We start from the raw sequence: 23364 nt of genomic DNA, 5'->3' as shown, positions 1-23364 counted from the left end.
TGTATATATCCACTCTTTTTTTTGCAAAGAGTTGTTTCTATTTTATCTATTCAGCATGATGCCAATATCGCTGATGCCGGGAAGAATTTCACGCTTCATATCATGGCGTACGCTGATAGACAGGCTGTCGCCAGCGTGCAGATACATCTCCGTTACCTTGAAATGGTATTGATAATAGCTCAAACCGCGACCTTTACTGTTGCCTCGACGGTCTATCAATTCACAGTTGAGGGTATCTGATTTCACGCTACGGCCGGGGAAACGAGTCTGGTCTACAATCAGTGTCAGCTCCATAAAAGGGTACGAGCCGTTGATACGCAAGCCTAACTCAGCCTTGTACATGCCCGACTGTGCTACCGGTGGTATCTGATATTTCAGTGTGTCGTTCTTCTCCCATCCGGCAATAGGTGTATGCTCATATTTGTCATACACCTTATTTCCGGTACAAGCCGACAAGAGTGCGACTGCCACGACTATGACTGAGAGAAATCGTTTCATTGTTTTGCCGGTGTGGCGGTCTCTTGATTTCTTGTTTGTGAAGCCTGTTGAGGTTTGTTATCACGGTTTTGTCCGTTGTTCCTGTTGCCGTGATTGTTGCGATGATGACCATTCCTTGTTCCACGGTTGTCGCCATTGCGCTGTTCACCCTCTTTGGTTTGAGGTCTCGGTCTATTGTTTGGTTTGTTGTTACGCTTCTTTTTGTTACGATCAAAACGACTCAAATCGCCACCTTCCAATAAGTCTTTAGGCCGTTCGGGTTGCTTCTGCTTGTCGTCTTCCAAGAGCGATAGGGGCTTCTCTCCACGCTTGTTCATCTCGATAACTTCGCGTGCTCGCTGTGCAGAGATGGTCTCTAGATTCACGGGCATGCGTTTGTCGGTAGAGTAAGTTACCTCTCCTGCCAATATATCTTGCTTGAAAAAGTAGTAATCGCTGTCTTGTGTCTGTAGCATTACCTCCTTGCTAGGCATCTTACGCCCTGCTTCCATGTAGGTATCCACTTCGTAGTTCATGCAGCATTTCAACTTGGCGCACATGCCGGCAAGCTTCTGTGGGTTCAGTGAGATGTCTTGGTAGCGTGCAGCGTTGGTGCTTACGCTCACAAAGTTCTTCAACCATGTAGCGCAACAAAGCTCACGTCCACATGGGCCAGTACCACCGATGCGCCCTGCTTCCTGCCTTGTACCAATCTGTTTCATCTCAATACGCACGTGGAAAGTGTCGGCCAACACCTTGATAAGTTGTCTGAAGTCTACACGTTCGTCGGCAATATAGTAGAAGATAGCTTTATTTCCGTCGCCTTGGTATTCCACATCGCCAATCTTCATTTGTAGTCCTAGGTTCTTAGCTATCTGTCTACTCTGTATCATGGTGTCGTGTTCGCGACTCTTAGCTTCGTGATATTTGTCCATATCAACAGGCTTTGCGATGCGGTAGATACGCTTGATGTCGTCTGCAGACTTCAGGTTTGCTTTCTTGATTTGCAGTGTGACGAGCCGTCCTGTGAGTGTTACAGTGCCGATGTCGTGACCCGGTGTGGCTTCCACGGCCACGATGTCGCCCTTTTTCAGAGGCAGGTTGTTCACGTTATGGTAGTATCCTTTGCGCGTATTTTTGAATTGTACCTCCACCAAGTCGGTACTTTCTGCGTTGCCGGGAACGTCGGCGAGCCAGTCGTAGGTGTTCAGCTGGTTGTCTTGGCGGCCACATCCATGGCAGCTAAGCCCCCTGTCGCACCCTCTGGATATCTTGAATTTCATGTTTTTGTAGTCCATAAACAATTCTATAGTGGGTTTTATTTTCTCACGAGCAACACTATCATCTTCAGTGCAAAGTCAAAGAATACAATTTTTGCATTGGCATTTTGCCCGATGTCTCGGCGTGCTCGTTCTATTAATTCGGTAATATCTATGATGTTGGCTTCGTTGATGAAGCGTGCAAAATTCTTCGCAAAGTCCTCTTCGGCCTGCGTCATGTAGGTGAGTTCATGTATCTTGAAGTTGTACATGAAGCTCTCTCTCACCATTCGCAGACTATAAGCTAGGAGTCGACGCTGCTTCTCTCGTCCGTACGACGCTACTGCTTCGCTCCATACTTTCAACTCTTTCACGTTGCGCATGTAGGACAGTCGCATCAGCATCACGAACATGTCGAAGAATATTGCGTTCTCGTTATTGGCATCAAGTGTTTGTATTGCCTTGTGCCAACTGCCTCCGGCCATACGCGCTATACGGTAGGCTATGTCGCTCTCCAGTCCGCGTCGCTCTATCAAAGCTTGTTCTATGTCGCCCTCTTCTATTCGGTGTATGTCGATACGCTGTACTCGGCTGCGGATGGTATCGATGAGTTGGCCGGGCTCTTCGCACACGAGTATGAAGACGGTCTGCGTAGGTGGTTCCTCCAGTAACTTGAGTAGCTTGTTGGCGCATTCTGCATTCATACGCTCCGGCAGCCACATGATACACACCTTATAGCCGTTTTGGCTCGATTTCAGACTCAGTTTGTGAATCAGCGCGTCGCTCTCTCCGGCACCTATCTGCGCCTGCTGGTTGGCGGCATCCATCTGTGTCAGCCATTGGTCGATGGTGAAATAAGGTCCACGCATCATCATCTCGTGCCATTCAGTTGCGAAGTCGTCGCTCACCATCTTATGTTCCGACCCTGTGCCAGAGGGGCGAATTACGGGGTAGGAGAAGTGAAGGTCGGGATGTTCCCATACCTTTAGCATGGCTTCGGCATTGAGTGTGGCGGCTTCGTCGGTAATGATTCCCTTACCATGCTCGTCGCGCTCGCCCAAGAGATAGGATGCGAAAGCCATGGCCAGTGCCATCTTTCCACAGCCGGTCGGCCCGCATAGCATCATGGCATGGGGAATACGATGTTCCTCTATCATTTGCATGAAGCGTTGTTTGGCTTCACCTTGTCCTATGACTTCACTGAATTTCACTCTATAATTTTCTTTTATAAAAGAGGTATATTTGTGGCAAAGTTACTAAAAAGCATTGAGATAAACGAACAAAAAGAGCGAGTAGTTTGGAGTGAAAAGTAGGGAATGATGGGCGGATAGGGAAGAGTGAGTGGTTAGAAGTGATGGGTGAAGAGAACAAAAATATCTAATTTGTCTACCGATTGCGGCTCCCTCTCTGAAGGAGAGAGGCTGAGTGAGGTTGTTGCAAGGGCTTCGCAACGATGCTGGCTTGCCTTTGCAACAGTGCTGATAAGTTGAGGCAGCATTGCTGAGTCGCCATTGCAGCATTTTAAGTTTGCCAGTTTGTGAGTTTATAAGTTATTAAGTAAGGCTGTGAGTCCATGAGTTTTTGAGTTGATAAGTTGTTGAGTTTAGGATGAAAGTAATGAACTTTAAGAAGTACATAAACTATTTTTTTGTATGAACCAGCCTTGTAGGGACGCGACATGTCGCGTCCGCAGGGAATTTTAAAGCTATGTTTGCCACATAAAAGGGAAAATGTATCCTGCTAGCGGACGCGACATGTCGCGTCCCTACGAAGCATACGATTTGATTAGATACAATTTATGATTTTCTTAAAATAGCATCTTGAAAGCGCGCTAGGTAAGGTTAAATGATGTAAAGTCCTAGTTGTTGCTTTGATAATTCCTTATTTTGCTCTTATATACGACTTGAAAAATAACCTGATAGTATAGAGTTAGTCGTTTCCGATGATGATTAAAAATATATAGCTTTGCGTTTGAAAGTCGCCATGCGTATGGTGCGAGAACTTCATGTCTTTACTCTCGTGGTATTGGCATTGCTTGTTGTGGCGTTTTATGCGTTGAGTTTTCTATCGTCTTATTCACGATTGGCTATTTATACAGTAATGGTTTGGCTATACAGGTGGCGCGTAGTGATAGCCAATTCCTACAGACAGTGTCGCAACATCGTGAACGTACGCTCTTTATGATAGACTATTCTTCGTTGACCGATGTGTGCGATGAGATATTCTATCTGTACCAAGGTAGTATCGCACGACGCGATGTAGACGAGTCGGCCGAAGCCATAGAGCAAGACATGATGGATTACTTCTTGAAGGCGAAGTGAACAAAATATGAGATGAGAAGTGTCAGATAAGTCCTTGATAAAGAGGTGGTAATAAGCCGTTTTGTTTCCGAAACCGTCATTTCCGAAACCGTTGTTTCGATAAATTTGTTTACAATGGAAATAGAGAGGTTATCGGTTCTTAGGCAAATCATTGCAATATGTCAAGGGGATTTGCCTTGCTGAATCGTATTATGAACTGTAACTAAGCAATTTAAACCTAATAGATATGACACAAAATTCGCAAGGCTCTAAAGCCTACCTAGTTTCTATTGTGATGGTCGCTGTACTTGGTGGCCTGCTTTTTGGCTATGATACGGCAGTTATTTCGGGTGCGGAGAAAGGCTTACAGGCCTTCTTTATGAATGCTACCGACTTCGTTTATGGTGACGCATGGCACGGTTTTACGTGTGCAAGTGCATTGATAGGATGTATTATTGGTAGCGGATTATCGGGTTTGTTGGCCTCTAACTGGGGACGTAAGCGCTCACTTATTTTTGCCGGTATCATGTTCTTCATCTCGGCTTTGGGCAGTATGTATCCCGAATTCTTGTTTTTTGACTACGGAGAGCCATCACTTAGTCTGCTCATCTCGTTTAATATCTATCGCGTGATAGGCGGTGTGGGCGTCGGATTGGCGTCGGCTATCTGCCCAATGTATATCGGTGAGGTAGCTCCTTCTAACATTCGAGGAATGCTCGTAAGTTGGAATCAGTTTGCCATTATCTTTGGTCAGCTGGTCGTTTACTTCGTTAATTTCATGATATTGGGCAGTCATGCCAATCCCGTTATCGAACTTGTGAACGGTGTAAACCAAGTGGTGAACGGCGAAGCAGCCTCTTGGACCATCGCAACCGGATGGCGTTATATGTTCGGAAGTGAGGCTGTACCGGCCGGATTGTTTGCTTTGCTCATCTGTTTTGTGCCGGAAACACCTCGTTATTTGGTGATGGTGGGTCGCGACGAACGTGCTTTGGGTGTGCTGAGTCGTATCAATGGCAGCGAACAAGCAGCTTTGATACTCAATGATATTAAGAATACTATCAGTGAGAAAACCGAACGTTTGTTCTCTTATGGATTCCTTTGTATTTTCATCGGCATCATGTTGAGCGTGTTCCAACAGGCTGTAGGCATCAATGCCGTGCTGTATTATGCACCTCGTATCTTTGGTGATATGGGCATGGATAACCCGATGGTGCAGACCGTTATCATGGGTATTGTGAATATTCTCTTTACGCTGGTGGCCGTATTCACGGTGGAGAAGTGGGGGCGCAAGCCTCTGCTGATAACCGGTAGTATCGGTATGGGCATCGGAGCGTTTGGTGTTGCGCTCACATTCGGCAATGTCTCGCTGCAGATTATCACCATGTTGAGCATCATGGTTTACAGTGCTTCGTTCATGATGTCGTGGGGACCAATCTGTTGGGTGCTCATCGCTGAGATCTTCCCCAATACTATTCGAGGCAAAGCGGTGGCTATAGCGGTGGCTTTTCAGTGGATATTCAACTGGATAGTAAGCAGTACTTTCGTTCCAATGTTTAATATGCACCTGACTCCGGGAGACGACTTTGGACACTGGTTCACCTATGGTCTCTATGGCGCTATTTGTGTAATTGCAGCTATTTTCGTTTGGCGACTGGTTCCGGAAACCAAGGGTAAGACCCTTGAAGAGATGGGCAAGTTGTGGAGAAAGTAGGTTTTTGGTCTATTTGAATACCAAGTAGACCGCTAAGATGAGGCAGCCGAAAGCTGCATAGTGGTTCCAATGAAAGGTCTCGCCTTTGAAAAAGAGTACGGTAAAGACGGTGAACACGGTAATGGACAGTACTTCTTGCACTACTTTTAATTGCAAAAGTGTGAAGTGCCCTCCATTACCTTGGAAGCCGTATCTATTGGCCGGAACCTGACATATATACTCGATGAGCGCCAACATCCAACTTAGTAGGATGACAAAGATGAGTGGCGTAGCGTTTGAGAGGAGTTTCATCTCTTGCAATTTAAGGTGTCCGTACCATGCAAAGGTCATGAATATGTTGGACACCAAGAGCAGAAATATTGTAAGATATGGATTCATAACAATTTAAATTTTGACTTGCAAAAATAGATAAAAACGATGAAATAGCAAAAAGGGACTTCTGTTTGTTGAAGCCGGTAGAATTATGTGGAACGCATGGAAAGACCAGATACAATAATCATGTGGGTGCACTAAAAACCTTTAAAAAGTGTGTAAACAAGAAACTTATGCTTATTTTTGCAGCTATCTATGACAACAATATCACCTTTTTCACGACCTTTATACGTCATGCTCAAGCCTGTTGGTTCGCATTGTAACTTGGCTTGTGAGTATTGTTACTACCTTGAAAAGTCGAAATTGTATCCCGATTACTCCAAGCAAATGATGACTGACGAGTTGTTGGAGAAGTTTACAGAGGAGTTTATTGGTGCTCAAACCATGAACGAAGTGCTGTTCCAATGGCATGGTGGCGAACCGCTGATGAGGCCATTGTCGTTTTATAAACGAGCATTGGAGTTGCAGAAAAAGTATGCCGGAGGCCGTAAGATAGACAATGTGTTGCAGACCAACGGTACATTATTGACCGATGAGTGGTGTAAATTCTTGCATGATAACAACTTTCTTGTGGGCGTTTCGATAGATGGGCCGCAAGAATTTCACGACGAATTCCGCAAGTCGCGCTCCCGAAAACCATCGTGGGCGCAGGTAATGAAAGGCATCCGACTGCTCAATAAGTGGGATGTGCAATGGAATGCGATGGCTGTTGTGAATGAATTCAACGCTGATTATCCGCTTGAGTTTTATCGTTTTTTCAAAGAGATAGGAGCACATTATATTCAGTTTGCGCCTATTGTGGAGCGTCTTGTGAAGTATCCTGCACCCGAAAAACCGAATGAACCGGAGGCTGCCAAGCGTCATTTGGCTCATATGTTGGACACGAATGCTCCGTTAGCTGACTTCTCTGTATCGCCAAAGCAGTGGGGTAGATTCCTATGTACGCTGTTCGATGAGTGGGTAAAGCAAGATGTGGGCGAGTATTTCGTTCAGATCTTTGATGCCACACTGGCCAATTGGGTGGGCGAGATTCCCGGTGTATGTACCATGGCACAGCGTTGTGGGCATGCAGCCTGTATGGAGTTTAATGGCGATGTGTACTCTTGCGACCACTTTGTGTTCCCGGAATTCAAGCTTGGAAACATCCATGAGCACTCGTTGGTAGAGATGCTTTATGGCGAACGACAGCAACGTTTCGGTGATATTAAGCAGCAGTTGCCCCGTCGTTGTATGGAGTGTGAGTGGAAGTTTGCTTGTAATGGCGAGTGCCCGAAGAACAGATTTGTGAAGATTGCGGCTGGTGAGCCGGGCCTAAACTATCTATGTGAGGGATATAAGATGTTCTTTAACCATGTCGCACCCTACATGGATTTCATGAAAAAGGAGTATGAGAATGGCCGTCCACCGGCTAATGTGATGAAATTTAGACCGTAGATAGCGTTGTTATAGTAAGCGTATTATGCTTTCAAATTAGTGAACTTCTTTGGCAAAACAGGCATGGCACCGTTTTGGGTACATACGTATGCACTTACTTCTACGGCTAACTTGTGAGCCTCTGTAACACTCTTGCCGGCCAAGATAGCCGCACAGAAGGTGGCGGTAAATGAATCTCCCGCGCCAACAGTATCGGCAACGTCTACCTTTAGCGTCTCTAGGAACGATACATTACTAGGTGTAAATACGTAACTTCCGTCTGCTCCACAGGTAAGTATCAGCATGTTGAGATTGTAATGATTTAGAATCAAGCGGCATTTGTCCTTAATATTAAGCTTTGAACAACCTAGAAGTTGACCAATGATAACCAATTCTTCATCGTTGATTTTGAGCACATTACAGAGGTGTAGAGACTCTTTGATAATTTCAGCAGTATAGAAATTTTGTCGAAGATTGATGTCGAAGATACGTAAACAGTTGTTAGGTGTGATGTTGATAAATCGTTGAATGGTGTTGCGAGAGCCGGAACTGCGCTGCGCAAGCGAGCCCCAACATACGGCACGAGCATTCTGTGCGAGGCTAATCATTTCCGGTGTCAGCGGTATATTGTCCCATGCCACATCCTCACGAATATCGTATGTGGGTACACCTTGGGCGTCGAGCTCTACTTGTACGATGCCTGTAGGGTAGTCAACACGTGGCATCAGATACTTCAAGTCTTTGCTTTCGAGAGCTTTGATAGTCTCATCGCCGAGCGCATCTTTGCCTAATGCACTGACAGCTTTGGTCTCTAAACCGAATTGCCCTACGTGGTAAGCGAAGTTAGCAGGTGCTCCTCCCAGCTTTTTCCCTTCGGGTAGTACGTCCCAAAGAACTTCTCCCAGTCCGATAATTGCTCCGTCCATAACGTTGAAAGACTGTGTTTCTCGTTTTGAATATATATCACATGCCCTTTTCGGGATAGCCAACAGTCTGCTGATTCCCGACATCATCTTGTTGATTCTCTTCTTTCTGCGCGCCCTTGTGCTGCTTGGCGGCACTTACAATGGCTTCATGCTGCGCCGCAGAAACAATCAGTGCTTCAACCATCTCATAAAAGACCTTACCCCCGACGGTATCGAAAACCTCAAGGAAAGCCTGCCGCAGAAGACCGACTCCTTGTACGTCCGTTATCTGAAAGACATGCTCGACAACGGCAAAGACCATGAGGACTATACCGACTATCTCATCACCCAATATGAAACTGAGAGTGTCAAGGAGGTGAATCTATCGCGCCTGCTGGCCAAGTTAGGCCCTGTTCTCGGACTTATCGGTACGCTTATCTCCATGAGTCCTGCACTGGTAGGTCTCTCGACCGGCGACATCTCCGGCATGGCCTACAACATGCAAGTGGTCTTTGCCGCAACGGTCGTGGGTCTGGTCATCAGTGCCGTAGGCCTATTTACCCTACAGTTGAAACAACGATGGTTCTCTCAAGACGTAAACAACCTCGACTACGTGGCGCGCATACTGAATCAAAAGGAGGAACACCCATGAGCCGCAGGAGAAGAGGTAGCCGTCTTTTAGTAGATGATGATGCCGACCCGCTGAGCGTGGTTGTCAATCTGTTCGACGTGGCCATGGTGTTTGCCGTCTCTCTGATGGTGGCCATGGTGATGCACATGAATATGACCGAGGTTTTCGGAAATGAGGACTTTACTGTGGTCAAAAACCCAGGAAAGGACAATATGGAGATAATTACAAAGCAAGGAAAGCAGATAAACACGTATAAAGCCTCGGGAGAGACCACCGATAACAATGGTGCGAAAGGTAAACGGTTAGGCACTGCTTACCAGCTGGAAAACGGACAAATCATTTATGTGCCCGAGTAAGCACACTGTCCTCGCTCCTTTCCTGTCATAACGTATGGCTATTTGAACGTTTACCAAAGGCACGGAAGATCCCTGAAAGTGTTGCACGATAGGGTGCATGGATGCCCTGTTGCCGCCCTGCGATGTATGGGGCAAGTGCTGAAGCACTCGTTTTGCAAGACACATCAATACCTTATTATCATGGTGTGGGGTGCAATGTAAGTGCCGGCAGCGTATGATTGCGCAGTACCTCAAATGCGAAATATAGTGGTACGAGGTGTAATGTAAGCTCTGCAAGAGTGCAATATGGGCCCTCTACAAAACTATCACCCACGGATTCGTTCATGTCAAAAATAGTCAGTACCTTTATATTATGAAATAGAGGCCATCGTCTCCCAGTTTTGCCAACCTGCTCCTCGGTCAGCGCAAAGGTCAAGCAGGCCTTCTTCTTCCAGATAGACAGGATAATCGACTGGATTCCCATACGAAGCATTATAGCAATCGCCTATACCAAGGGCCATAAATCAACAGGTCGCCCGAGTTATGACGGCTTGGTTTTATTCAAGACCAAACTTCTGCATACATAGTATGGACTGAGTGACGGTGAAGTTGAGGAGGAGGTGAACGATCGCCTCTCTTTCAACCGTTTCGTCGGTTTGGTATGGAAGACACTGCTCCCAACAGCACGACTGTCTGCCGTTTTCGGAATACACTGGTAGAGGCCGGCCTGTACGATATGATTCTCGATGAAATGAACCGTAAACTTAAAGAGAAAGACACTATCGTCAGGAACGATGCCATCGTAGAGACAAGTATTATAGACACTCCCCATCGTCCTCGTGGGTATAGGAAATATGAGGTGATGGAAGACTGTAATGAGGAGGACGGCCGAGAAACCTTGCAAGAAGCAATGCTTAAGGAAGTTATCAAATCCAATGTGGACGGGGATGCCCGATGGAATGTACGTTGTCAAACGAAAGTGCACAACTGCAAATATAGTTATTTACTCTGATATTTCATTGTTTTTAATGGCTTAAATGAGCGATCTTATGACCGATTGGTGTTCAACCCCAAAGGAACGACAGACCGACTGCTCAATCCTTCTGTCACTCTTTTGAGGTTTATCGTTTTATTGACTGTTCACGAGGACGATGCTTCCGCTTGTTTCCGTCCGTCGTCTTCCACTCTTACAGGTCTGATTGTATCACGATATTCTTCTATCGACCCCATGCTCTCTTATGACCGTTGGGTGATTGTGTTTTCTCTCTTCTTCTATTGCATTTTTAGAGTTACTTTGGCAGGGTACACGCGTGAGGGGTCGCCGAAGAGTGCCGTTGATTCCACCATCGTACCTACATTGGGGGTTATTTTATCATGGAAAACAGTCTTCCCGTTATACGTTACCTCTATGGGACGCGAGAAATCCACCTCGCTGATGTAGAGACAGAAGCTGCCCCCGACCTTCCCTTGGCTTGTTTTGGTTTCCACGACAAAGCGGTTTCCATCGTGCTGTACGTCGAAGAACAGACTGCTCCCTTTCTCGGGTTGCAGGTTTTGAAAGCCGAGATAATACACGCCGGCAGCATAGCTGTCTTTGCCGTCGAGGTCGTAATAGCGGTAAGTTATCCGTTTCGGATAGTGCCTTCGTGTGTAGTTCAACAGCCATGGAATTACTTTCGTATAATCTATTTCATGGCCTTGTCTTGCCTGCAGATTCACTTCGTGCACAAAATCTTCCGGCCACTGCTCATGCAGAGCTTTCATTTCGAGTTGCCAGATACCTGCGTAGTCGGCACGACCATATTGATAGTCCTTCTCGCCCACTTCCATTCTGAAAGCCGTATTGCGGTAATTCTGTGCCTCTCCATTTATTTTCTCGGCAGCGGCCATCGGGCCTACGCCGGCAAAATAGTCGGGCATGAAGATGCCGAGCCGCAGACTTCCGTACCCGCCTTCAGAGATACCGGTGAGATATACCTTGTCGGGATTCACCAACCCGCTAAGTACTGCCGCCTGTATCGCTTGCTTGAAAGCCACGCGCTTAGGCAGGAAATACCATCGTCCCTTGCGGTCGTCAGGCATACGGGGCACCATATAGGCCACGGGTTGTCCCTCTTGGAACACGCGATGGGCAAGGTCGAAGTTGATTTCAAACTCCTCCGTGTTAATCAGACTTTCCCACGGCCCGGGCGCATCGGCATATAAACCGCCGCCATGAAGGTGGATAATCAGCGGATAACCTCTGGCAGGACGGACTCCTTTGGTAAAGAGGCGCACTTTCATGCGTTCCTTTTCGGGTATTTCCCATACCGTTTCTTTATACGTTGCGTTCATTCCTGCGAAGTCGAAAACGCGTGTCCATCCCGTGTGCGCCTGCTTCCAAAGTTCCCAAATGCGACGTTGCTGCGTACCGACATCAGCCGGTTCTATCTTCTCACGATACATTCCGACCGATGGGGCGGCAGGTATCTCGGCGTCGGATATGCTCCGATAATAACTGATAATCTCGCTATCCGTGGCCGGAACTACAGGAGTATCCTCCTGTTCGGACTGCTTACAGGAAGCGCCGAGCAAGAGGATACCACAGAAAAACACGTACAGACAAATGCTATATCTGTGTCTCATACTGTTCTCAATTAAGGATTGTCAGTGGATTCTTGAAAGTATTTCTTGTTGTCTGCTGCCCATCCCCATGCTTTGATGTAAGCATCGATGGTACCTTTCGGCACAATGAAGTGGAGGAACACGTTGCCTTTGGCATCATCGAACTGAAGGTCTGAGAAAGCATCGTAGGGACTTGTCGCCTTTTGGGGTGGTGTCGTTCCTTTGAAAACGATTTCTTTCAATGCTTTGTCATAGAGGAATGCGCCGGCCTTTATTTCCTTTACGGCTGCCGGAATCACTACTTTTTGCAGTTTTTTGCAGCTCATCAGACAGTGTTTGGATATGATCTGCACTTTCTCGGGGAAAGCGAACTCCTCCAGACCTGCACCTTGGAACGCGCCCTCACCAATGGTCAGCACCGATGAAGGCAATGTGATTTTGCGCAGTTTGGGCAGACCCGTAAAACCTTCTGCTTGAATATTCTCCAGCGAATTGCCGGGGAATACGAGCTCTTCGAGGTTGCTCATGTAGATAAACCACGGCCAAGCACCGGCAATACTCTGCAGGTTGGCGGGGGCAATGAGCTTCTTGATGTTCCTGAAGTCTTTAAAACCGGCACTTTCATCCGATAGTTTCAGCGTAGCGCCGCTGATGTCGAGCACCTCGAGTGTTTTGGTTTGTTTCAGTGTATCGAGGTCTTCGTCGTTGATATTGCCGCTTTTGATGGTGAGGTAACGCAACTCTTTCACATTGCTCTTCTTGAGTAGCTCGGTCAGTTTACCGGCTTCCAGCTGCTCTACCACTAATTCTCCGGGGGCAAGTGCATTGGTTCCTGTCTCGTCAATATATGCATACTTGAATTGGATATTTCCTAAAGTGCCGTCGGCTCCATGATGGTTTGTGAACTGGAGTTTCACGTAATGACCGTCTGCTGTGCGCACAATATATACCGTAGGCTTTACAGACAGCGACATACCCTTCATGGTATACCATTCCGTAAAGGCGGGGTTACACATCTTTTCCACAGTAACAGGGGGCATACTGCGCAACGACATGACATTCATTTTCCTGTCGGTAAGCCATTCGTTCTTAGCGCCTCCCTCTAAGAAGGGTTTCACTGTTTTCACAGCATCAAAGTCCGTGTATCGTGTCACGTAGACGGCACCGTTGTTGGTGCGACCGTTCAGCATGTCGAAAGCGATGTCCCAGCTCTTCATTCCCGATGTTTCTGCCGCTGTTGCATCTACCATTTGGTTTGTGGCAAACGAGAAATAAGCGAAGCCGCTCTTAGTCATTTTCAGTTCCGTGCTGACCGTTCCTTGCGGACGAGGCGAGGGAGTGGGGTCGTCATCATGCGAACATGCGGTGAAAAAGAACACGCCGCACATCAAAGCACCAGCAATGCTGGATGATTTTACAAAAGTTTTCATCATGTAATGTTTGGATAATGTAAATAATTAAATGGGTTTGTCTTACGGCGCAAAATTAGATCTTTACCGTCAGTATCACAATACCTAAAAATCGGTATTCGGCTAATGCTCGTATATATAATAAAGGTAATACGACATGAAAAAGTCGTGGAAATCCTCAATAATAGGGAGGTAAGACGATGGCCGGGATGTGGTGAGAGATGAAAAGTTTTGTTGTTTCCGAGGAAAACCGCATTTTTGCACCATTCATTTATTAAAAACAAGCAATCATGGTCGTTTTCTATGAGCGACAACGGCTTTTCTCTCTAGGGAGAAACGCAGAAAACGGGTGATTTTGATTTTCCCCAGGGTGGGGAAACGCAAAAAATGGGTGATTCTGACTTCCCCAGGGTGGGGAAAGCCGGTTTTTTCCGTTTTTTGATGATTCTGCCCACGGAATTTGCAGTTTTCGTCGATTTCTGATGATTCTGTCCACAGAATTTGCAGTTTTCGCTGTTTTTTGACGATTCCGTCCACGGAATTCGCAGTTTTCAGCGATTTCTGATGATTCCGTCCAAGGAATTTGCAGTTTTTTCCGTTTTTTCGCTCGTCGGGGTGCCCCGAAACGTTGTTTTTCATCGAGCAGCAGCCATGAAAGACAATGTGGCTTGTGGCACTTCGCTTTGGAACGCACAAGAAGTCCCCCGCCTAAGAATCGGACGACGCCATATTCCTCGGATGATGCCGGAGGATCTCATCCCGCAAGGTTTTTGTATCAATATGGGTATAAATCTCGGTCGTGCTGATATCTTCATGCCCCAGCATCGCCTGTATGGCCCTCAGATCGGCTCCGCCCTGCAACAGGGCCGTGGCAAACGAATGGCGCAGCGTATGGGGAGAGATCTTCTTGCGAATGCCTGCATCGCGAGCGGCTCGCGTAATCATGATGAAGATCATGGTGCGCGTAAGATGATGCCCGCGGCGATTCAGAAATACATAGTCTTCCTCGCCCGGCTGAATGGCGAGCTGCACACGATCAGCAAACCAGAGCTGGAGCTCCTTGATGGCCTTCTGCGAAATCGGGATAAGGCGTTCCTTCTTTCCCTTGCCTAACACGCGCACAAATTGCTCCTCCAGAAAAAGCTGAGAGAGCCTGAGAGCCACGAGCTCCGACACGCGGAGGCCACACGAGAAAAGCATTTCTATGATCGCTTTATTGCGCTGCCCCTCTGGCTTGGAAAGATCCAGTGCAGCCTCCATGCGATCCACCTCCTCTTCAGAGAGCACCTCGGGCAGATGCTCGCCCAGGCGGGGCGATTCAAGAAGTTCCGTAGGATCCTTCTCCAAGAATCCATCCAGCAACAAAAAGCGATAGAACGCGCGCACGCCGCTCAATATACGGGCCTGCGAAGAGGCCCCGATTCCTTTCTCTCGCAACAAGATGACAAACGTCTCCAAGTCTTCCAACTGCAAACGAAGAAGATCTTTCTCATGCTCCCTACAGAATTCCAACAGATGCGCCAGATCATTCCGGTAAGCCTCTACGGTGTTTGCGGAATAACTCCTTCCCAACTTCAGATGCCGCAAGTAGAGCTTCATTATATCAATGGAAGATTTGTCCCTTTGCATTTTATTTGCTATATTTGCTCGCAAAAATACAAGAAAATTATGAGAATACAAATTATAAACGGACCGAACCTAAACCTTTTGGGCGTGCGTGAACCGGAAATCTACGGACAGCAATCTTTTGAAGACTATTTCGGAAAGCTCACCGCGCAGTATCCGGACATTCAATTCTCCTATTTCCAGAGCAACATAGAGGGCGAACTCATCAATAAAATGCAAGAAGTAGGATTCGATTTCGACGGCATCGTCTTGAATGCAGGCGCCTACACACACACCAGCGTGGCCCTGCAAGACTGCATACGGAGCCTGAAAACACCCGTAATAGAAGTCCACATCAGCAACGTTGCCACACGCGAAGGATTTCGCCAACAATCGCTCATCGCCCCAGCCTGCAAAGGCATAATCGCAGGATTCGGACTCGATAGCTATCGACTGGCCGTAGAATCCTTTCAGAAATAAGAAAAAGGCAAACCCATGAGCAACGGCAAACAAAACAACTCCATCACCCAAGGCACAACAGCCGTTGGCACAGAAGCCTCTGCAAGAGAAACGCTCGACGACTACATCCTCTCCCACATAGACCCGGAAAGCAACTATCTACACAACCTTTGGAGAGCCACCCACGTAAAAACCGTGCACGGAAGAATGGCCAGCGGACACCTGCAAGGTCGCCTACTCAAGATGCTGGTAGAGATGATCCGCCCCAAAAACATACTCGAAGTAGGAACATTCAGCGGCTATAGCGCACTCTGTATGGCAGAAGGACTCCCACCGGAAGGTAAACTTTATACGCTGGAAATCAATGACGAGATGGAAGACTTCGCGCGGCCATGGATAGAAGACTCTCCTTACGCCGACAAGATTGAATTCATCATAGGCGATGCCAACCAACTGATTCCAGAGTTGGGCATTACCTTCGACATGGCTTTTATCGACGGCGACAAGCGCTCATACAAAGAAACTTATGAGAAGGTGTTGGCCGCCATACGACCCGAAGGCTTTATCCTTGCCGACAACACGCTATGGGACGGACATGTCATTGACCCTGCCTATGATGACGACCGACAAACTCTGGGCATCCGAGATTTCAATGAATTCGTAGCCAAAGACAACAGGGTGGAAAAGGTCATACTACCCCTGAGAGACGGACTGACCCTCATCAGAAAGAAATAAAACATCCGAAGAGAAAAGACCTCGTATCTATAAGCAATCCCCGAGGAAACATCCCCTAAAAGCCCGTATCAATCGCCCAGCAGCCTTTTGCCCAATGCGCGCACCGGATACCACACCGCAAGCCAACCCACAGTAATCACCGTAACAAAGACAAAGGCTACATCCGTGTAGTGAACACTTATCGGATAAGCATTGACGATAAAAGATCCTTCACTATCACCCAAATGCACAAAGCCGTAAGTCTGCTGCAACCAACAAAGCAATAAACCAATCAAAACTCCTGCTACGGCACCTATTACAGCTATCATTCTTCCCTCAAAAAGGAGGGGCAGGCAAAACGACGTTCACGGTACTCGTGGCAAGCTACCTGCATTATGTAAAAGGGTATGACGTCGCCGTCATCGACTGCGACTTCCCCCAGTACAGCATCCATGACATGCGCAAGCGCGACATGGACAGGATTTCAAAGGACGATTACTACAAGGTGCAGGCTTTCGAGCTGATTAAGACGCTCCAAAAGAAGCTCTATATCATCGAGTGCAGCAGGGCCGAGGATGCCATTGGTAAAGCCGAAACGTTGCAGGCTTCGCTGCCGTTGGACTTCATCTTCTTCGACCTGCCCGGCACCGTCAACAATGCCGAGGTGGTGAGCACCCTGTCGCGGATGGACTATATCTTCACGCCCATCATCGCCGACCGCGTGGTGATGGAAAGCTCCATCAAGTTCGCCACTGTCATCAACGAGCAGATGGTCGTCACGGGCAGGTCGGACATCAAGGGGATTTACCTGATATGGAACATGGTAGACGGACGCGAAAAGACGGAGCTTTACGACATCTATGAAAAGGTGTGCGCGGAGTTTGCCCTGCCCGTACTCAAGACCTTCCTTCCCGACAGCAAGCGGTTCAGAAAGGAGTCGGAGACTGGTCGCAGGAGCGTGTTCCGCTCGACGATTTTCCCGCCCGACAAGGTACTTGTCAGGGGCAGCAACATTGACGCCCTGACCGATGAAATCCTTTCTCTCATCCATTCGTAAACTTCACCATCATGGCACGAAAGACAAAAGCCTCGGATATCGACAGCAATTTCATCATCAATGCATTCAGGCGCGATGACATGAGCATCCCGCTGGAGGCCTCGATGAAATATTTACCGACATCAAGATAAATGACGTTGCAGGTGAAAACGAAGACGCAGAGGACGATGAGCCCGATACACCTGCGGCAAAGGGAACGAGCTTCGAGGACATCGACAGGGCGGTGAAGTCCGTGAGAAAGCCCGAGGCGAACGAAGCAGAAAAGCTCCACGCCGGCAAGACCTTCAAGGACATCGCCGAGACGGAACTCTTTCAAAAGATCACCGAGAGCTTCGCCGGCATTTCCGACAGGGTCAACGAGGTTATCGACCTCTATACCGCCCGTGCCGCAGAGGCAAAACCGCTCGTCCTGCCCGCGCGCATCGAAGACTTCGATATCCGCGTTTTGTATAACCCGTTAACAAGAAACGACAATGAAAGAAAAAGACTACGGATAAGGTGCACCTGCTGCCACTATATCCACAAGAAAGTTAAGTAAGACAATTTCAATTCAACCCCGACGGGCGGTGTATGACCGTTTTTCATGCACGCCCGTCACCAAACAACGTTTTATGAACAACAAGCAAAAACCATTTCTCTCGCATTCTGTGTTGGGACTGACCATTTCAAAGTAGAATGCGATAAACTCTTTTCTTGCTTCTCTGCGCAACTCCTTATACAAGATTTTCAGTTGCGAATGGTTACCGTTGATGTAGGTTTCATACATATACTCGAAGATGTCGTTCACTTCGTAGTATCGGCATTGCTGGCTGGGTGTCTTACTGTGTCTTATTTTTATCTTGAATTATGTTATAGGGTGAATATCCAAAGAATAAGGGCGAGAATACTTACGAGGGTGAGCACGTAGAGGACTATTGCCCAAAGGGTGCGGAGAATGCCTGTGAAGACTTCCGCAAGCAAACCGACAACCACACCGACCGCTCCAAAGACGATGCTTATAACGCTTGTGAGCAGCAGGCGAAGGGTTGCGCGCAAGGCTCGGTGAATGTTGATTGACTTTTTCATTTTATTTGAGCTTTTAATGTTTAATGCGGATCCAAGAGCTTGAGGGAGTTGAGTTTCACTGCTTATCTGTCTCTCGTTTATCCGACATTTTTTTTAATGCGTCTTCCTGTCGCATCGGTCGTTTTCGTTTCAGGTGCCTCACAAAGGTAGGGATGAGCGAATGCAAGGTTTTTGAGGGAAAATACTACCCAGAGCAAAACGCAGTGGAGCGTAGGCGTGGAGATTTTCTCCAAAACCGAAGGCACCGACCTTGCAGTAGCGTAGCATGCCGGAATTACCTTTGCGCCTGAACGGGGACGACCAGCGGATGCGATACGGTGAAGACCGCATCGAAATGGAGGTAAACGGAAAAGAGACAGATTCGGATGAAAAAGTAAAAAATCTGATTGCATGCCATACAATCAGATAGTAAAAAGCGTAATGAAGCGGGCATGTAAAAGCCACCTATAGAAGACAAAGACGGAAGAGGAAAGGTACGAAGTCTGCCTTTCGGGCTTGCTGCGATGGGCAGGCGTGTACTTTTTCCTACGGCTTTGTCAGACAAGTCGGAGGTAGACGGGTGAGGGATTTATCACCACCTGAATAGCTCCGACGACAAACAATGCGGCTTTTACAACCGCTTCCAAGAAAAGGAAAAACATCGAAAAAGAAAAATCTGAAAAATTGTCTTGCTGAAATCCATACCTTAGAAAGTATAGCCGGTACACAGAAAAGTGGCAGGAAGCAGATTTGCCGAAATCCTTTTCGACAGGCAGCTCCCTGCCTCTTTTCGTCGGTCATGCTAAAGGCAGGAATGTGTTATGCCCGATAGCGAAGTTTGCGAAGACAGAGGGGATAACTTATTTCTGCCGAAGATGAGAAGGATTTCAGCAAGACAATTAAACCATCGAAATGACAACAGAAAAGTCTGCCCGATAAGAAAAAATAAGTTTTTCTTTGGTCGGACAGCACATTTTATTTATCTTTGCATCAATAACAAGAGTTGTTTGAAACGACAGCAAATCAAGGAAGTCCGGGGAATTTGAGTAGTAACCAAATCGTAACCCTTTTCCTTTTTCCAATTTTATAAGTACTTATAATCAAAGAGTTATAAAGAATCGACTCTTTTAGCCATTAAAACGTTCCTTATAATTTGCCTAGTATCTTTATTTCTTCTGTAAATCCAGTGTCATTTTCCCCACGAATATGGCGTTTTTGCCATTTTGGTCTACTGGAACCTGCCTGCCATCTAAGTCGGTGACGTAGCGCAGCGCTTGGAAATAGGTGTGTGAATGACCACCCAATACCAAGTCGATGCCACGTGATGCGGCTATCAACTTTTGTTCGTTCATACCGCTTTCGTCCCATCCCAGATGCGAGATAAGTATTACTACGTCACACTTCTTTTCTTCTTTGAGTAGCTTCGTCATGCAGTTGGCCACTTCGATAGGGTCGAGATATTTCACGCCTACAAAGTTTTTAGTAGCTACCAGTCCCTCCATCTTCGGGTCAAGTGCAAAGATTCCTATTTTGACACCTTGTCTTTTTAGCACTATATAGGGCTTCGTGAGTCCCTCGACTGGTGTTCCTGTGAAATCGTAGTTAGAACAAATGATGGGGAAGTTAGCCATCTTGAAGAGACGAGCCATGTTTTCCAGTCCGAAGTCGAACTCATGATTGCCCACTGTCGAAGCGTCGTAGTGCATGCGATTCATGAGTTCTATCTCTACATCGCCCTTGAAAAGGGTGTAGTAAGGCGACCCTTGCGAGAAGTCTCCGCTATCTAATAGCAGTAGTTTGGGATCTTTTTTGCGTTCCTGTTCTATCATGGTGAGACGGCGAAGGAATCCACCTCTGCCGGCTTGCATGGTGTCAGCCAAATTGATACTGAGCGGTTCTATGCAGCTATGTGTGTCGTTGGTGTGGAGTATGGTGAGCTGTTTCTGTGCACCGACGGCCAGTGTAGACAGGCAGAGTGCGATGCTGATGATATATCGTTTCATGATTGTATGGTCTTAAACTTTTCAGAATGGGTAGTTATATTACTTCAAAACGACAATGCGTCCTTCTACATTGCTGTCTACTACCTTGCCTTCGGCTTGCATCTCCTTGAAATAATTCATGATGATGAAGCGTGTATCGTTTTCTTTAGACTGCGGAGATAGCAAATCAGTACCACGTTTGAGGGCCGTCATATGGTCATTGCCTTGCGCCAAATAGTCGATGGTGGCAATGCGATATTGCTTATTCGGATCGATAGGTTGGCCGTTGAGGGTGACGCTTACGAGTTTACGGTCTTTGATTTGCATAGTCACGCCCTTGCTGACCCCCTCTCCGCCGACGGAGGCGATGTTACTGAAGAGTTCCATGAGGGCCTCGCCCGACAAGGTAATAAAGCATATTTTGTTCTCAAAGGGTGCTATTCTCACCACGTCGCCTACGGTGATGTTACCTTTAGACAGTCCCGCGCGGATGCCCCCCATATTATAAAGCCCCATGACGGGATGCTCGTTGAAATCCTTTCCGCCCCAAACCATGATGTCGGCCAAGAGATTTGATAACGTACTTTCGGGTCGACGGGCAAACATGGGCTTTGCCAGTGTACCCACCACCGGTTTCATGATGCTGTCTATTTGTTGTTTATAAGGTTTTAGGAACGCGGCAGCTTCTGCGTCTTGTGGTTGGTCGTATCGCTTGTCAATAATGATACGGGTACGCTGAATGCCTGTTAGTTGATAGTGGGAGTGGCAAGATACCATCATCATTCCGACCAGTGCCACGCCCAATCCTGTGTATTTATGTTTCATAAATAAGTTACTGTTATACGATACAAAGTTACTACAAAAAAGTGAAATGCGGAAAGATATAGTGATAGAATTGAGTTACAAGGGTTTTAGTTGAAGTGGCGATAATTCGTGAAGCCATTACAATCCCTGCCGAAGCCAAATCCTGACGCCGCAACGTTACTTGTTCGTAACCATGCCCGAAAATGCGACAAACGGGTACGGATGGCGAAACAAGACGCTAAGGAATAGTGAGTTACCGCCAACTCACGCGAAAAATTTGGTTACGGAAAAAGATTGCGCCGTTCCTCCCCGTTTTGCGTACCGACACCGGACTCTTCACCAACTAATTTTGAAACCAAAAAATTAAGGACAATGAAGAGTACATTTTCAGTAATCTACTACCTCAAGCGTCAGGTAGTGAAAAAGGACGGGACAGTTCCCGTCATGGGACGCATCACGGTGGACGGCAGCCAGACGCAGTTCAGTTGCAAGCTGACCGTCGATCCGAAACTGTGGGACACCAAAGGGGGACGTGTCACGGGCAGAAGCACTGCGGCACTCGAAACGAACCGTATGCTTGACAAAATGCGGGTACGCATCAACAGGCACTATCAGGAAATCATGGAGCGTGACAATTTCGTCACGGCGGAGAAGGTGAAGAACGCCTTTCTCGGACTGGAACACCGCTACCACACGCTGATGCAGGTGTTCCGCCAGCATAACGAGGACTACGAGAAACAGGTGGAGGCAGGCATGAAGGCAAAAGGCACGCTGCTGAAGTACCGCATCGTTTACAAACACCTGCAAGAGTTCCTCGACATCCGCTATCATGTGAAGGACATCGCACTGAAAGAGCTTACCCCGGCTTTCATCTCCGACTTCGAGATGTTCCTGCGCACGGACAAGCACTGCTGCACCAATACCGTGTGGCTGTACGTCTGCCCGCTACGGACGATGGTGTTCATCGCCATCAACAACGAGTGGCTGACACGCGACCCGTTCCGCGAGTATGAAATCAAGAAGGAAGAAACGACACGCAGTTTCCTTACCAAAGAGGAAATCCGCCTGCTTATGGACGGGAAACTGAAAAACGCCAAACAGGAACTGTACCGCGACCTCTACCTGTTCTGCGCGTTCACCGGGCTGTCGTTCTCGGATATGCGCAACCTCACGGAAGAGAATATCCGCACCTACTTCGATGAACACGAGTGGATAAACATCAACCGCCAGAAAACGGGCGTGGTGTCCAACATCCGCCTGCTTGACATCGCCAACCGCATAATCGGCAAATACCGGGGTCTGTGCGAGAACGGCAGGATATTCCCCGTTCCGCATTATAACTCGTGCCTTGCAGGTATCCGTGCCGTCGCCAAGCGTTGCGGCATCACCAAGCATATCACGTGGCATCAGAGCCGCCACACGGCAGCCACGACGGTTTTCCTCTCCAACGGCGTACCCATCGAAACCGTCAGTTCCATGCTCGGACACAAGAGCATAAAAACGACGCAGATTTACGCGAAGATAACCAAAGAGAAGCTCAATCAGGATATGGAAAATCTTGCCGCAAGGTTGAACAGCGTCGAGGAATTTGCAGGTTGCACCATCTAAAAAAGAGAAGCCATGAAACGTGACATAATCATCATAGATAACAACGCGGTAAGCGTAACTGGTAACGACGTATGGATGACCGCCATCGAAATCGCCGGACTGTTCCATACGACCGTCCCGGCAGTGAATACCGCCATCAAAGCCATCCGCAAGTCGGACGTGCTTAACGACTACGAGGTGTGCCGCTACATGCAGCTTGAAAACGGGCTGTATGCGGACGTGTACGCGCTTGAAATCATCATTCCGATTGCTTTCCGGCTGAATACCTACAACACCCACCTGTTCCGCACATGGCTGGTGAGAAAGGCACTCGCCAAAGAGAAACAGCAGGCATACGTGATGTTCATACAGAACGGAAAAGCCGGGTATTGCTGATTGCACATACCCCATAAGACAAGAAAACGGGCAGCACCACAAAATGTCGCCCGTTTCCTTTTTCATGTTGGCCGCCTCACTCCAGCGGCTTGCGGTAGTTCGCTTCCAGCACCTCGCGCAGCCCCGTTTCCGGGTAAAGCACCTTCCCTCCCAAAAGTATGAAGGACAACACGCGGTTGTTGCGGTATTCCTGCAAGGTGCGTCGGCTGACACGGAGCAGTTCCGCCACCTCACCGTCAGTCAGGTAACGTTCCCCGTCCAGCGGAGGGCGGTAACTTTCCAGAAATACAGACAGCT

Annotated in this window: 24 protein-coding genes and 3 pseudogenes; 12 read left to right on the top strand and 15 right to left on the bottom strand. The window is 47.7% G+C overall.

The window, feature by feature from the left end; translation table 11 throughout:
• Positions 1 to 42: 42 nt before the first annotated feature.
• Genes HMPREF0671_RS06520 through HMPREF0671_RS06510 form a run of 3 tightly spaced genes read right to left on the bottom strand, consistent with a single transcriptional unit; the run spans position 43 to position 2947 of the window.
• Positions 43 to 498, bottom strand: a complete 456-nt coding sequence (locus tag HMPREF0671_RS06520) for a gliding motility lipoprotein GldH (RefSeq protein ID WP_036898351.1) — start codon at positions 496 to 498, stop codon at positions 43 to 45.
• A complete protein-coding gene (locus HMPREF0671_RS06515; protein WP_036898348.1) occupies positions 495 to 1775 on the bottom strand; it encodes a regulatory iron-sulfur-containing complex subunit RicT in 1281 nt (426 codons plus the stop codon). Before HMPREF0671_RS06515 ends, HMPREF0671_RS06520 begins: the two co-directional genes overlap by 4 nt.
• Before the next feature lie 20 nt (positions 1776 to 1795).
• The gene (locus tag HMPREF0671_RS06510; RefSeq protein ID WP_036898345.1) at positions 1796 to 2947 is read right to left on the bottom strand and encodes a DNA polymerase III subunit delta; all 1152 of its coding nucleotides are present in this window, start codon (positions 2945 to 2947) and stop codon (positions 1796 to 1798) included.
• An 894-nt stretch (positions 2948 to 3841) separates the two neighbouring features.
• On the opposite strand from HMPREF0671_RS06510, the gene HMPREF0671_RS06505 reads away from it, so the two are divergent.
• Positions 3842 to 4057, top strand: a complete 216-nt coding sequence (locus HMPREF0671_RS06505) for a hypothetical protein (protein WP_036898343.1) — start codon at positions 3842 to 3844, stop codon at positions 4055 to 4057.
• Between the two features lie 226 nt (positions 4058 to 4283).
• Complete coding sequence (gene xylE / locus HMPREF0671_RS06500) at positions 4284 to 5750, top strand: D-xylose transporter XylE (RefSeq protein ID WP_036898341.1); 1467 nt, start codon at positions 4284 to 4286, stop codon at positions 5748 to 5750.
• A gap of 9 nt (positions 5751 to 5759) precedes the next feature.
• Here xylE and HMPREF0671_RS06495 read toward each other — a convergent pair whose 3' ends face one another.
• Positions 5760 to 6128, bottom strand: coding sequence for a DMT family protein (locus HMPREF0671_RS06495; RefSeq protein WP_036898338.1), 369 nt, complete (start codon positions 6126 to 6128; stop codon positions 5760 to 5762).
• Between the two features lie 189 nt (positions 6129 to 6317).
• Here HMPREF0671_RS06495 and HMPREF0671_RS06490 point away from each other — a divergent pair, with 189 nt between their 5' ends.
• Positions 6318 to 7556 carry an anaerobic sulfatase-maturation protein gene (locus HMPREF0671_RS06490; protein WP_036898335.1) on the top strand — a complete coding sequence of 413 codons (1239 nt, stop codon included), beginning with the start codon at positions 6318 to 6320 and terminating at the stop codon, positions 7554 to 7556.
• A 23-nt stretch (positions 7557 to 7579) separates the two neighbouring features.
• Here the strand turns inward: HMPREF0671_RS06490 and HMPREF0671_RS06485 are convergent, their stop codons facing one another.
• Positions 7580 to 8461, bottom strand: a complete 882-nt coding sequence (locus HMPREF0671_RS06485; RefSeq protein WP_036898332.1) for a carbohydrate kinase — start codon at positions 8459 to 8461, stop codon at positions 7580 to 7582.
• Between the two features lie 4 nt (positions 8462 to 8465).
• Between HMPREF0671_RS06485 and HMPREF0671_RS06480 the strand changes: the two genes are divergently transcribed.
• The 3 genes and pseudogenes from HMPREF0671_RS06480 to HMPREF0671_RS12515 form a co-directional block, all read left to right on the top strand.
• The gene (locus HMPREF0671_RS06480) at positions 8466 to 9092 is read left to right on the top strand and encodes a MotA/TolQ/ExbB proton channel family protein (protein ID WP_036898329.1); all 627 of its coding nucleotides are present in this window, start codon (positions 8466 to 8468) and stop codon (positions 9090 to 9092) included.
• Positions 9089 to 9427 (top strand): DUF2149 domain-containing protein, encoded by a 339-nt coding sequence (locus tag HMPREF0671_RS06475; protein WP_006950051.1) that lies wholly within the window; start codon positions 9089 to 9091, stop codon positions 9425 to 9427. Before HMPREF0671_RS06480 ends, HMPREF0671_RS06475 begins: the two co-directional genes overlap by 4 nt.
• A gap of 388 nt (positions 9428 to 9815) precedes the next feature.
• Positions 9816 to 10391, top strand: a pseudogene (locus HMPREF0671_RS12515) (transposase); the annotation flags it as partial.
• A 287-nt stretch (positions 10392 to 10678) separates the two neighbouring features.
• Here the strand turns inward: HMPREF0671_RS12515 and HMPREF0671_RS06465 are convergent.
• From HMPREF0671_RS06465 to xerA, 4 genes are all read right to left on the bottom strand, one after another.
• The gene (locus HMPREF0671_RS06465; protein WP_036898322.1) at positions 10679 to 12031 is read right to left on the bottom strand and encodes a hypothetical protein; all 1353 of its coding nucleotides are present in this window, start codon (positions 12029 to 12031) and stop codon (positions 10679 to 10681) included.
• An 11-nt stretch (positions 12032 to 12042) separates the two neighbouring features.
• Complete coding sequence (locus HMPREF0671_RS06460) at positions 12043 to 13443, bottom strand: HmuY family protein (RefSeq protein ID WP_036898321.1); 1401 nt, start codon at positions 13441 to 13443, stop codon at positions 12043 to 12045.
• Between the two features lie 264 nt (positions 13444 to 13707).
• Positions 13708 to 14058 (bottom strand): hypothetical protein, encoded by a 351-nt coding sequence (locus HMPREF0671_RS06455; protein WP_036898319.1) that lies wholly within the window; start codon positions 14056 to 14058, stop codon positions 13708 to 13710.
• A 69-nt stretch (positions 14059 to 14127) separates the two neighbouring features.
• On the bottom strand, positions 14128 to 15048 hold the full coding sequence (gene xerA / locus HMPREF0671_RS06450) for a site-specific tyrosine recombinase/integron integrase (protein WP_036898317.1): 921 nt from the start codon (positions 15046 to 15048) through the stop codon (positions 14128 to 14130).
• Positions 15049 to 15087: 39 nt separating this feature from the next.
• On the opposite strand from xerA, the gene aroQ reads away from it, so the two are divergent.
• Both aroQ and HMPREF0671_RS06440 read left to right on the top strand, forming a co-directional pair.
• On the top strand, positions 15088 to 15504 hold the full coding sequence (gene aroQ / locus HMPREF0671_RS06445) for a type II 3-dehydroquinate dehydratase (RefSeq protein ID WP_036898315.1): 417 nt from the start codon (positions 15088 to 15090) through the stop codon (positions 15502 to 15504).
• 15 nt (positions 15505 to 15519) lie between these two features.
• Complete coding sequence (locus HMPREF0671_RS06440) at positions 15520 to 16218, top strand: O-methyltransferase (protein ID WP_082721709.1); 699 nt, start codon at positions 15520 to 15522, stop codon at positions 16216 to 16218.
• Positions 16219 to 16286: 68 nt separating this feature from the next.
• Here the strand turns inward: HMPREF0671_RS06440 and HMPREF0671_RS06435 are convergent.
• Positions 16287 to 16541 (bottom strand): annotated as a pseudogene (locus HMPREF0671_RS06435) (FtsX-like permease family protein); the annotation flags it as partial.
• Between HMPREF0671_RS06435 and HMPREF0671_RS06430 the strand changes: the two are divergent.
• Both HMPREF0671_RS06430 and HMPREF0671_RS12510 read left to right on the top strand, forming a co-directional pair.
• Entirely contained in the window at positions 16499 to 17254 is a 756-nt protein-coding gene (locus HMPREF0671_RS06430) for a ParA family protein (protein ID WP_036898311.1), read from the top strand. The pseudogene HMPREF0671_RS06435 and the gene HMPREF0671_RS06430 overlap by 43 nt on opposite strands.
• Before the next feature lie 223 nt (positions 17255 to 17477).
• On the top strand, positions 17478 to 17792 hold the full coding sequence (locus tag HMPREF0671_RS12510; RefSeq protein WP_231725616.1) for a hypothetical protein: 315 nt from the start codon (positions 17478 to 17480) through the stop codon (positions 17790 to 17792).
• A 99-nt stretch (positions 17793 to 17891) separates the two neighbouring features.
• Here HMPREF0671_RS12510 and HMPREF0671_RS12505 read toward each other — a convergent pair.
• The 4 genes and pseudogenes from HMPREF0671_RS12505 to HMPREF0671_RS06405 all read right to left on the bottom strand — a co-directional run.
• Positions 17892 to 18092: pseudogene (locus HMPREF0671_RS12505) on the bottom strand (hypothetical protein); the annotation flags it as partial.
• Positions 18093 to 18103: 11 nt separating this feature from the next.
• Positions 18104 to 18319 (bottom strand): hypothetical protein, encoded by a 216-nt coding sequence (locus tag HMPREF0671_RS12015; protein ID WP_062433928.1) that lies wholly within the window; start codon positions 18317 to 18319, stop codon positions 18104 to 18106.
• A 1145-nt stretch (positions 18320 to 19464) separates the two neighbouring features.
• Positions 19465 to 20301 carry a bifunctional UDP-sugar hydrolase/5'-nucleotidase gene (locus HMPREF0671_RS06410; protein ID WP_036898307.1) on the bottom strand — a complete coding sequence of 279 codons (837 nt, stop codon included), beginning with the start codon at positions 20299 to 20301 and terminating at the stop codon, positions 19465 to 19467.
• 39 nt (positions 20302 to 20340) lie between these two features.
• The gene (locus tag HMPREF0671_RS06405) at positions 20341 to 21105 is read right to left on the bottom strand and encodes a 5'-nucleotidase C-terminal domain-containing protein (protein WP_052052896.1); all 765 of its coding nucleotides are present in this window, start codon (positions 21103 to 21105) and stop codon (positions 20341 to 20343) included.
• 351 nt (positions 21106 to 21456) lie between these two features.
• Between HMPREF0671_RS06405 and HMPREF0671_RS06400 the strand changes: the two genes are divergently transcribed.
• Both HMPREF0671_RS06400 and HMPREF0671_RS06395 read left to right on the top strand, forming a co-directional pair.
• Positions 21457 to 22692, top strand: a complete 1236-nt coding sequence (locus tag HMPREF0671_RS06400) for a site-specific integrase (RefSeq protein WP_036898304.1) — start codon at positions 21457 to 21459, stop codon at positions 22690 to 22692.
• Positions 22693 to 22704: 12 nt separating this feature from the next.
• Positions 22705 to 23067, top strand: coding sequence for a RhuM protein (locus tag HMPREF0671_RS06395; protein WP_036898301.1), 363 nt, complete (start codon positions 22705 to 22707; stop codon positions 23065 to 23067).
• Between the two features lie 76 nt (positions 23068 to 23143).
• Here HMPREF0671_RS06395 and HMPREF0671_RS06390 read toward each other — a convergent pair whose 3' ends face one another.
• Positions 23144 to 23362, bottom strand: coding sequence for a helix-turn-helix domain-containing protein (locus HMPREF0671_RS06390; RefSeq protein ID WP_084589733.1), 219 nt, complete (start codon positions 23360 to 23362; stop codon positions 23144 to 23146).
• Positions 23363 to 23364 lie beyond the last annotated feature (2 nt).

Source organism: Prevotella sp. S7 MS 2, assembly GCF_000762865.1.
Lineage (GTDB): Bacteria > Bacteroidota > Bacteroidia > Bacteroidales > Bacteroidaceae > Prevotella.
The sequence above is the reverse complement of the archived record's forward strand: the minus strand, read 5'-3'. Positions and strand labels throughout refer to the sequence as shown.

Excerpts from the sequence above, each read along its gene's own strand:
- aroQ (WP_036898315.1), top strand. The coding sequence starts at position 15,088 with ATGAGAATACAAATTATAAACGGACCGAACCTAAACCTTTTGGGCGTG.
- HMPREF0671_RS06465 (WP_036898322.1), bottom strand. The coding sequence starts at position 12,031 with ATGAGACACAGATATAGCATTTGTCTGTACGTGTTTTTCTGTGGTATC.
- HMPREF0671_RS06400 (WP_036898304.1), top strand. The coding sequence starts at position 21,457 with ATGAAGAGTACATTTTCAGTAATCTACTACCTCAAGCGTCAGGTAGTG.
- xylE (WP_036898341.1), top strand. The coding sequence starts at position 4,284 with ATGACACAAAATTCGCAAGGCTCTAAAGCCTACCTAGTTTCTATTGTG.
- HMPREF0671_RS06515 (WP_036898348.1), bottom strand. The coding sequence starts at position 1,775 with ATGGACTACAAAAACATGAAATTCAAGATATCCAGAGGGTGCGACAGG.
- HMPREF0671_RS06460 (WP_036898321.1), bottom strand. The coding sequence starts at position 13,443 with ATGATGAAAACTTTTGTAAAATCATCCAGCATTGCTGGTGCTTTGATG.
- HMPREF0671_RS06440 (WP_082721709.1), top strand. The coding sequence starts at position 15,520 with ATGAGCAACGGCAAACAAAACAACTCCATCACCCAAGGCACAACAGCC.
- HMPREF0671_RS06495 (WP_036898338.1), bottom strand. The coding sequence starts at position 6,128 with ATGAATCCATATCTTACAATATTTCTGCTCTTGGTGTCCAACATATTC.
- HMPREF0671_RS12015 (WP_062433928.1), bottom strand. The coding sequence starts at position 18,319 with ATGAAAAAGTCAATCAACATTCACCGAGCCTTGCGCGCAACCCTTCGC.
- xerA (WP_036898317.1), bottom strand. The coding sequence starts at position 15,048 with ATGCAAAGGGACAAATCTTCCATTGATATAATGAAGCTCTACTTGCGG.
- HMPREF0671_RS06410 (WP_036898307.1), bottom strand. The coding sequence starts at position 20,301 with ATGAAACGATATATCATCAGCATCGCACTCTGCCTGTCTACACTGGCC.
- HMPREF0671_RS06475 (WP_006950051.1), top strand. The coding sequence starts at position 9,089 with ATGAGCCGCAGGAGAAGAGGTAGCCGTCTTTTAGTAGATGATGATGCC.
- HMPREF0671_RS06490 (WP_036898335.1), top strand. The coding sequence starts at position 6,318 with ATGACAACAATATCACCTTTTTCACGACCTTTATACGTCATGCTCAAG.
- HMPREF0671_RS06485 (WP_036898332.1), bottom strand. The coding sequence starts at position 8,461 with ATGGACGGAGCAATTATCGGACTGGGAGAAGTTCTTTGGGACGTACTA.
- HMPREF0671_RS06455 (WP_036898319.1), bottom strand. The coding sequence starts at position 14,058 with ATGAAAAACAACGTTTCGGGGCACCCCGACGAGCGAAAAAACGGAAAA.
- HMPREF0671_RS06405 (WP_052052896.1), bottom strand. The coding sequence starts at position 21,105 with ATGAAACATAAATACACAGGATTGGGCGTGGCACTGGTCGGAATGATG.
- HMPREF0671_RS06520 (WP_036898351.1), bottom strand. The coding sequence starts at position 498 with ATGAAACGATTTCTCTCAGTCATAGTCGTGGCAGTCGCACTCTTGTCG.
- HMPREF0671_RS06395 (WP_036898301.1), top strand. The coding sequence starts at position 22,705 with ATGAAACGTGACATAATCATCATAGATAACAACGCGGTAAGCGTAACT.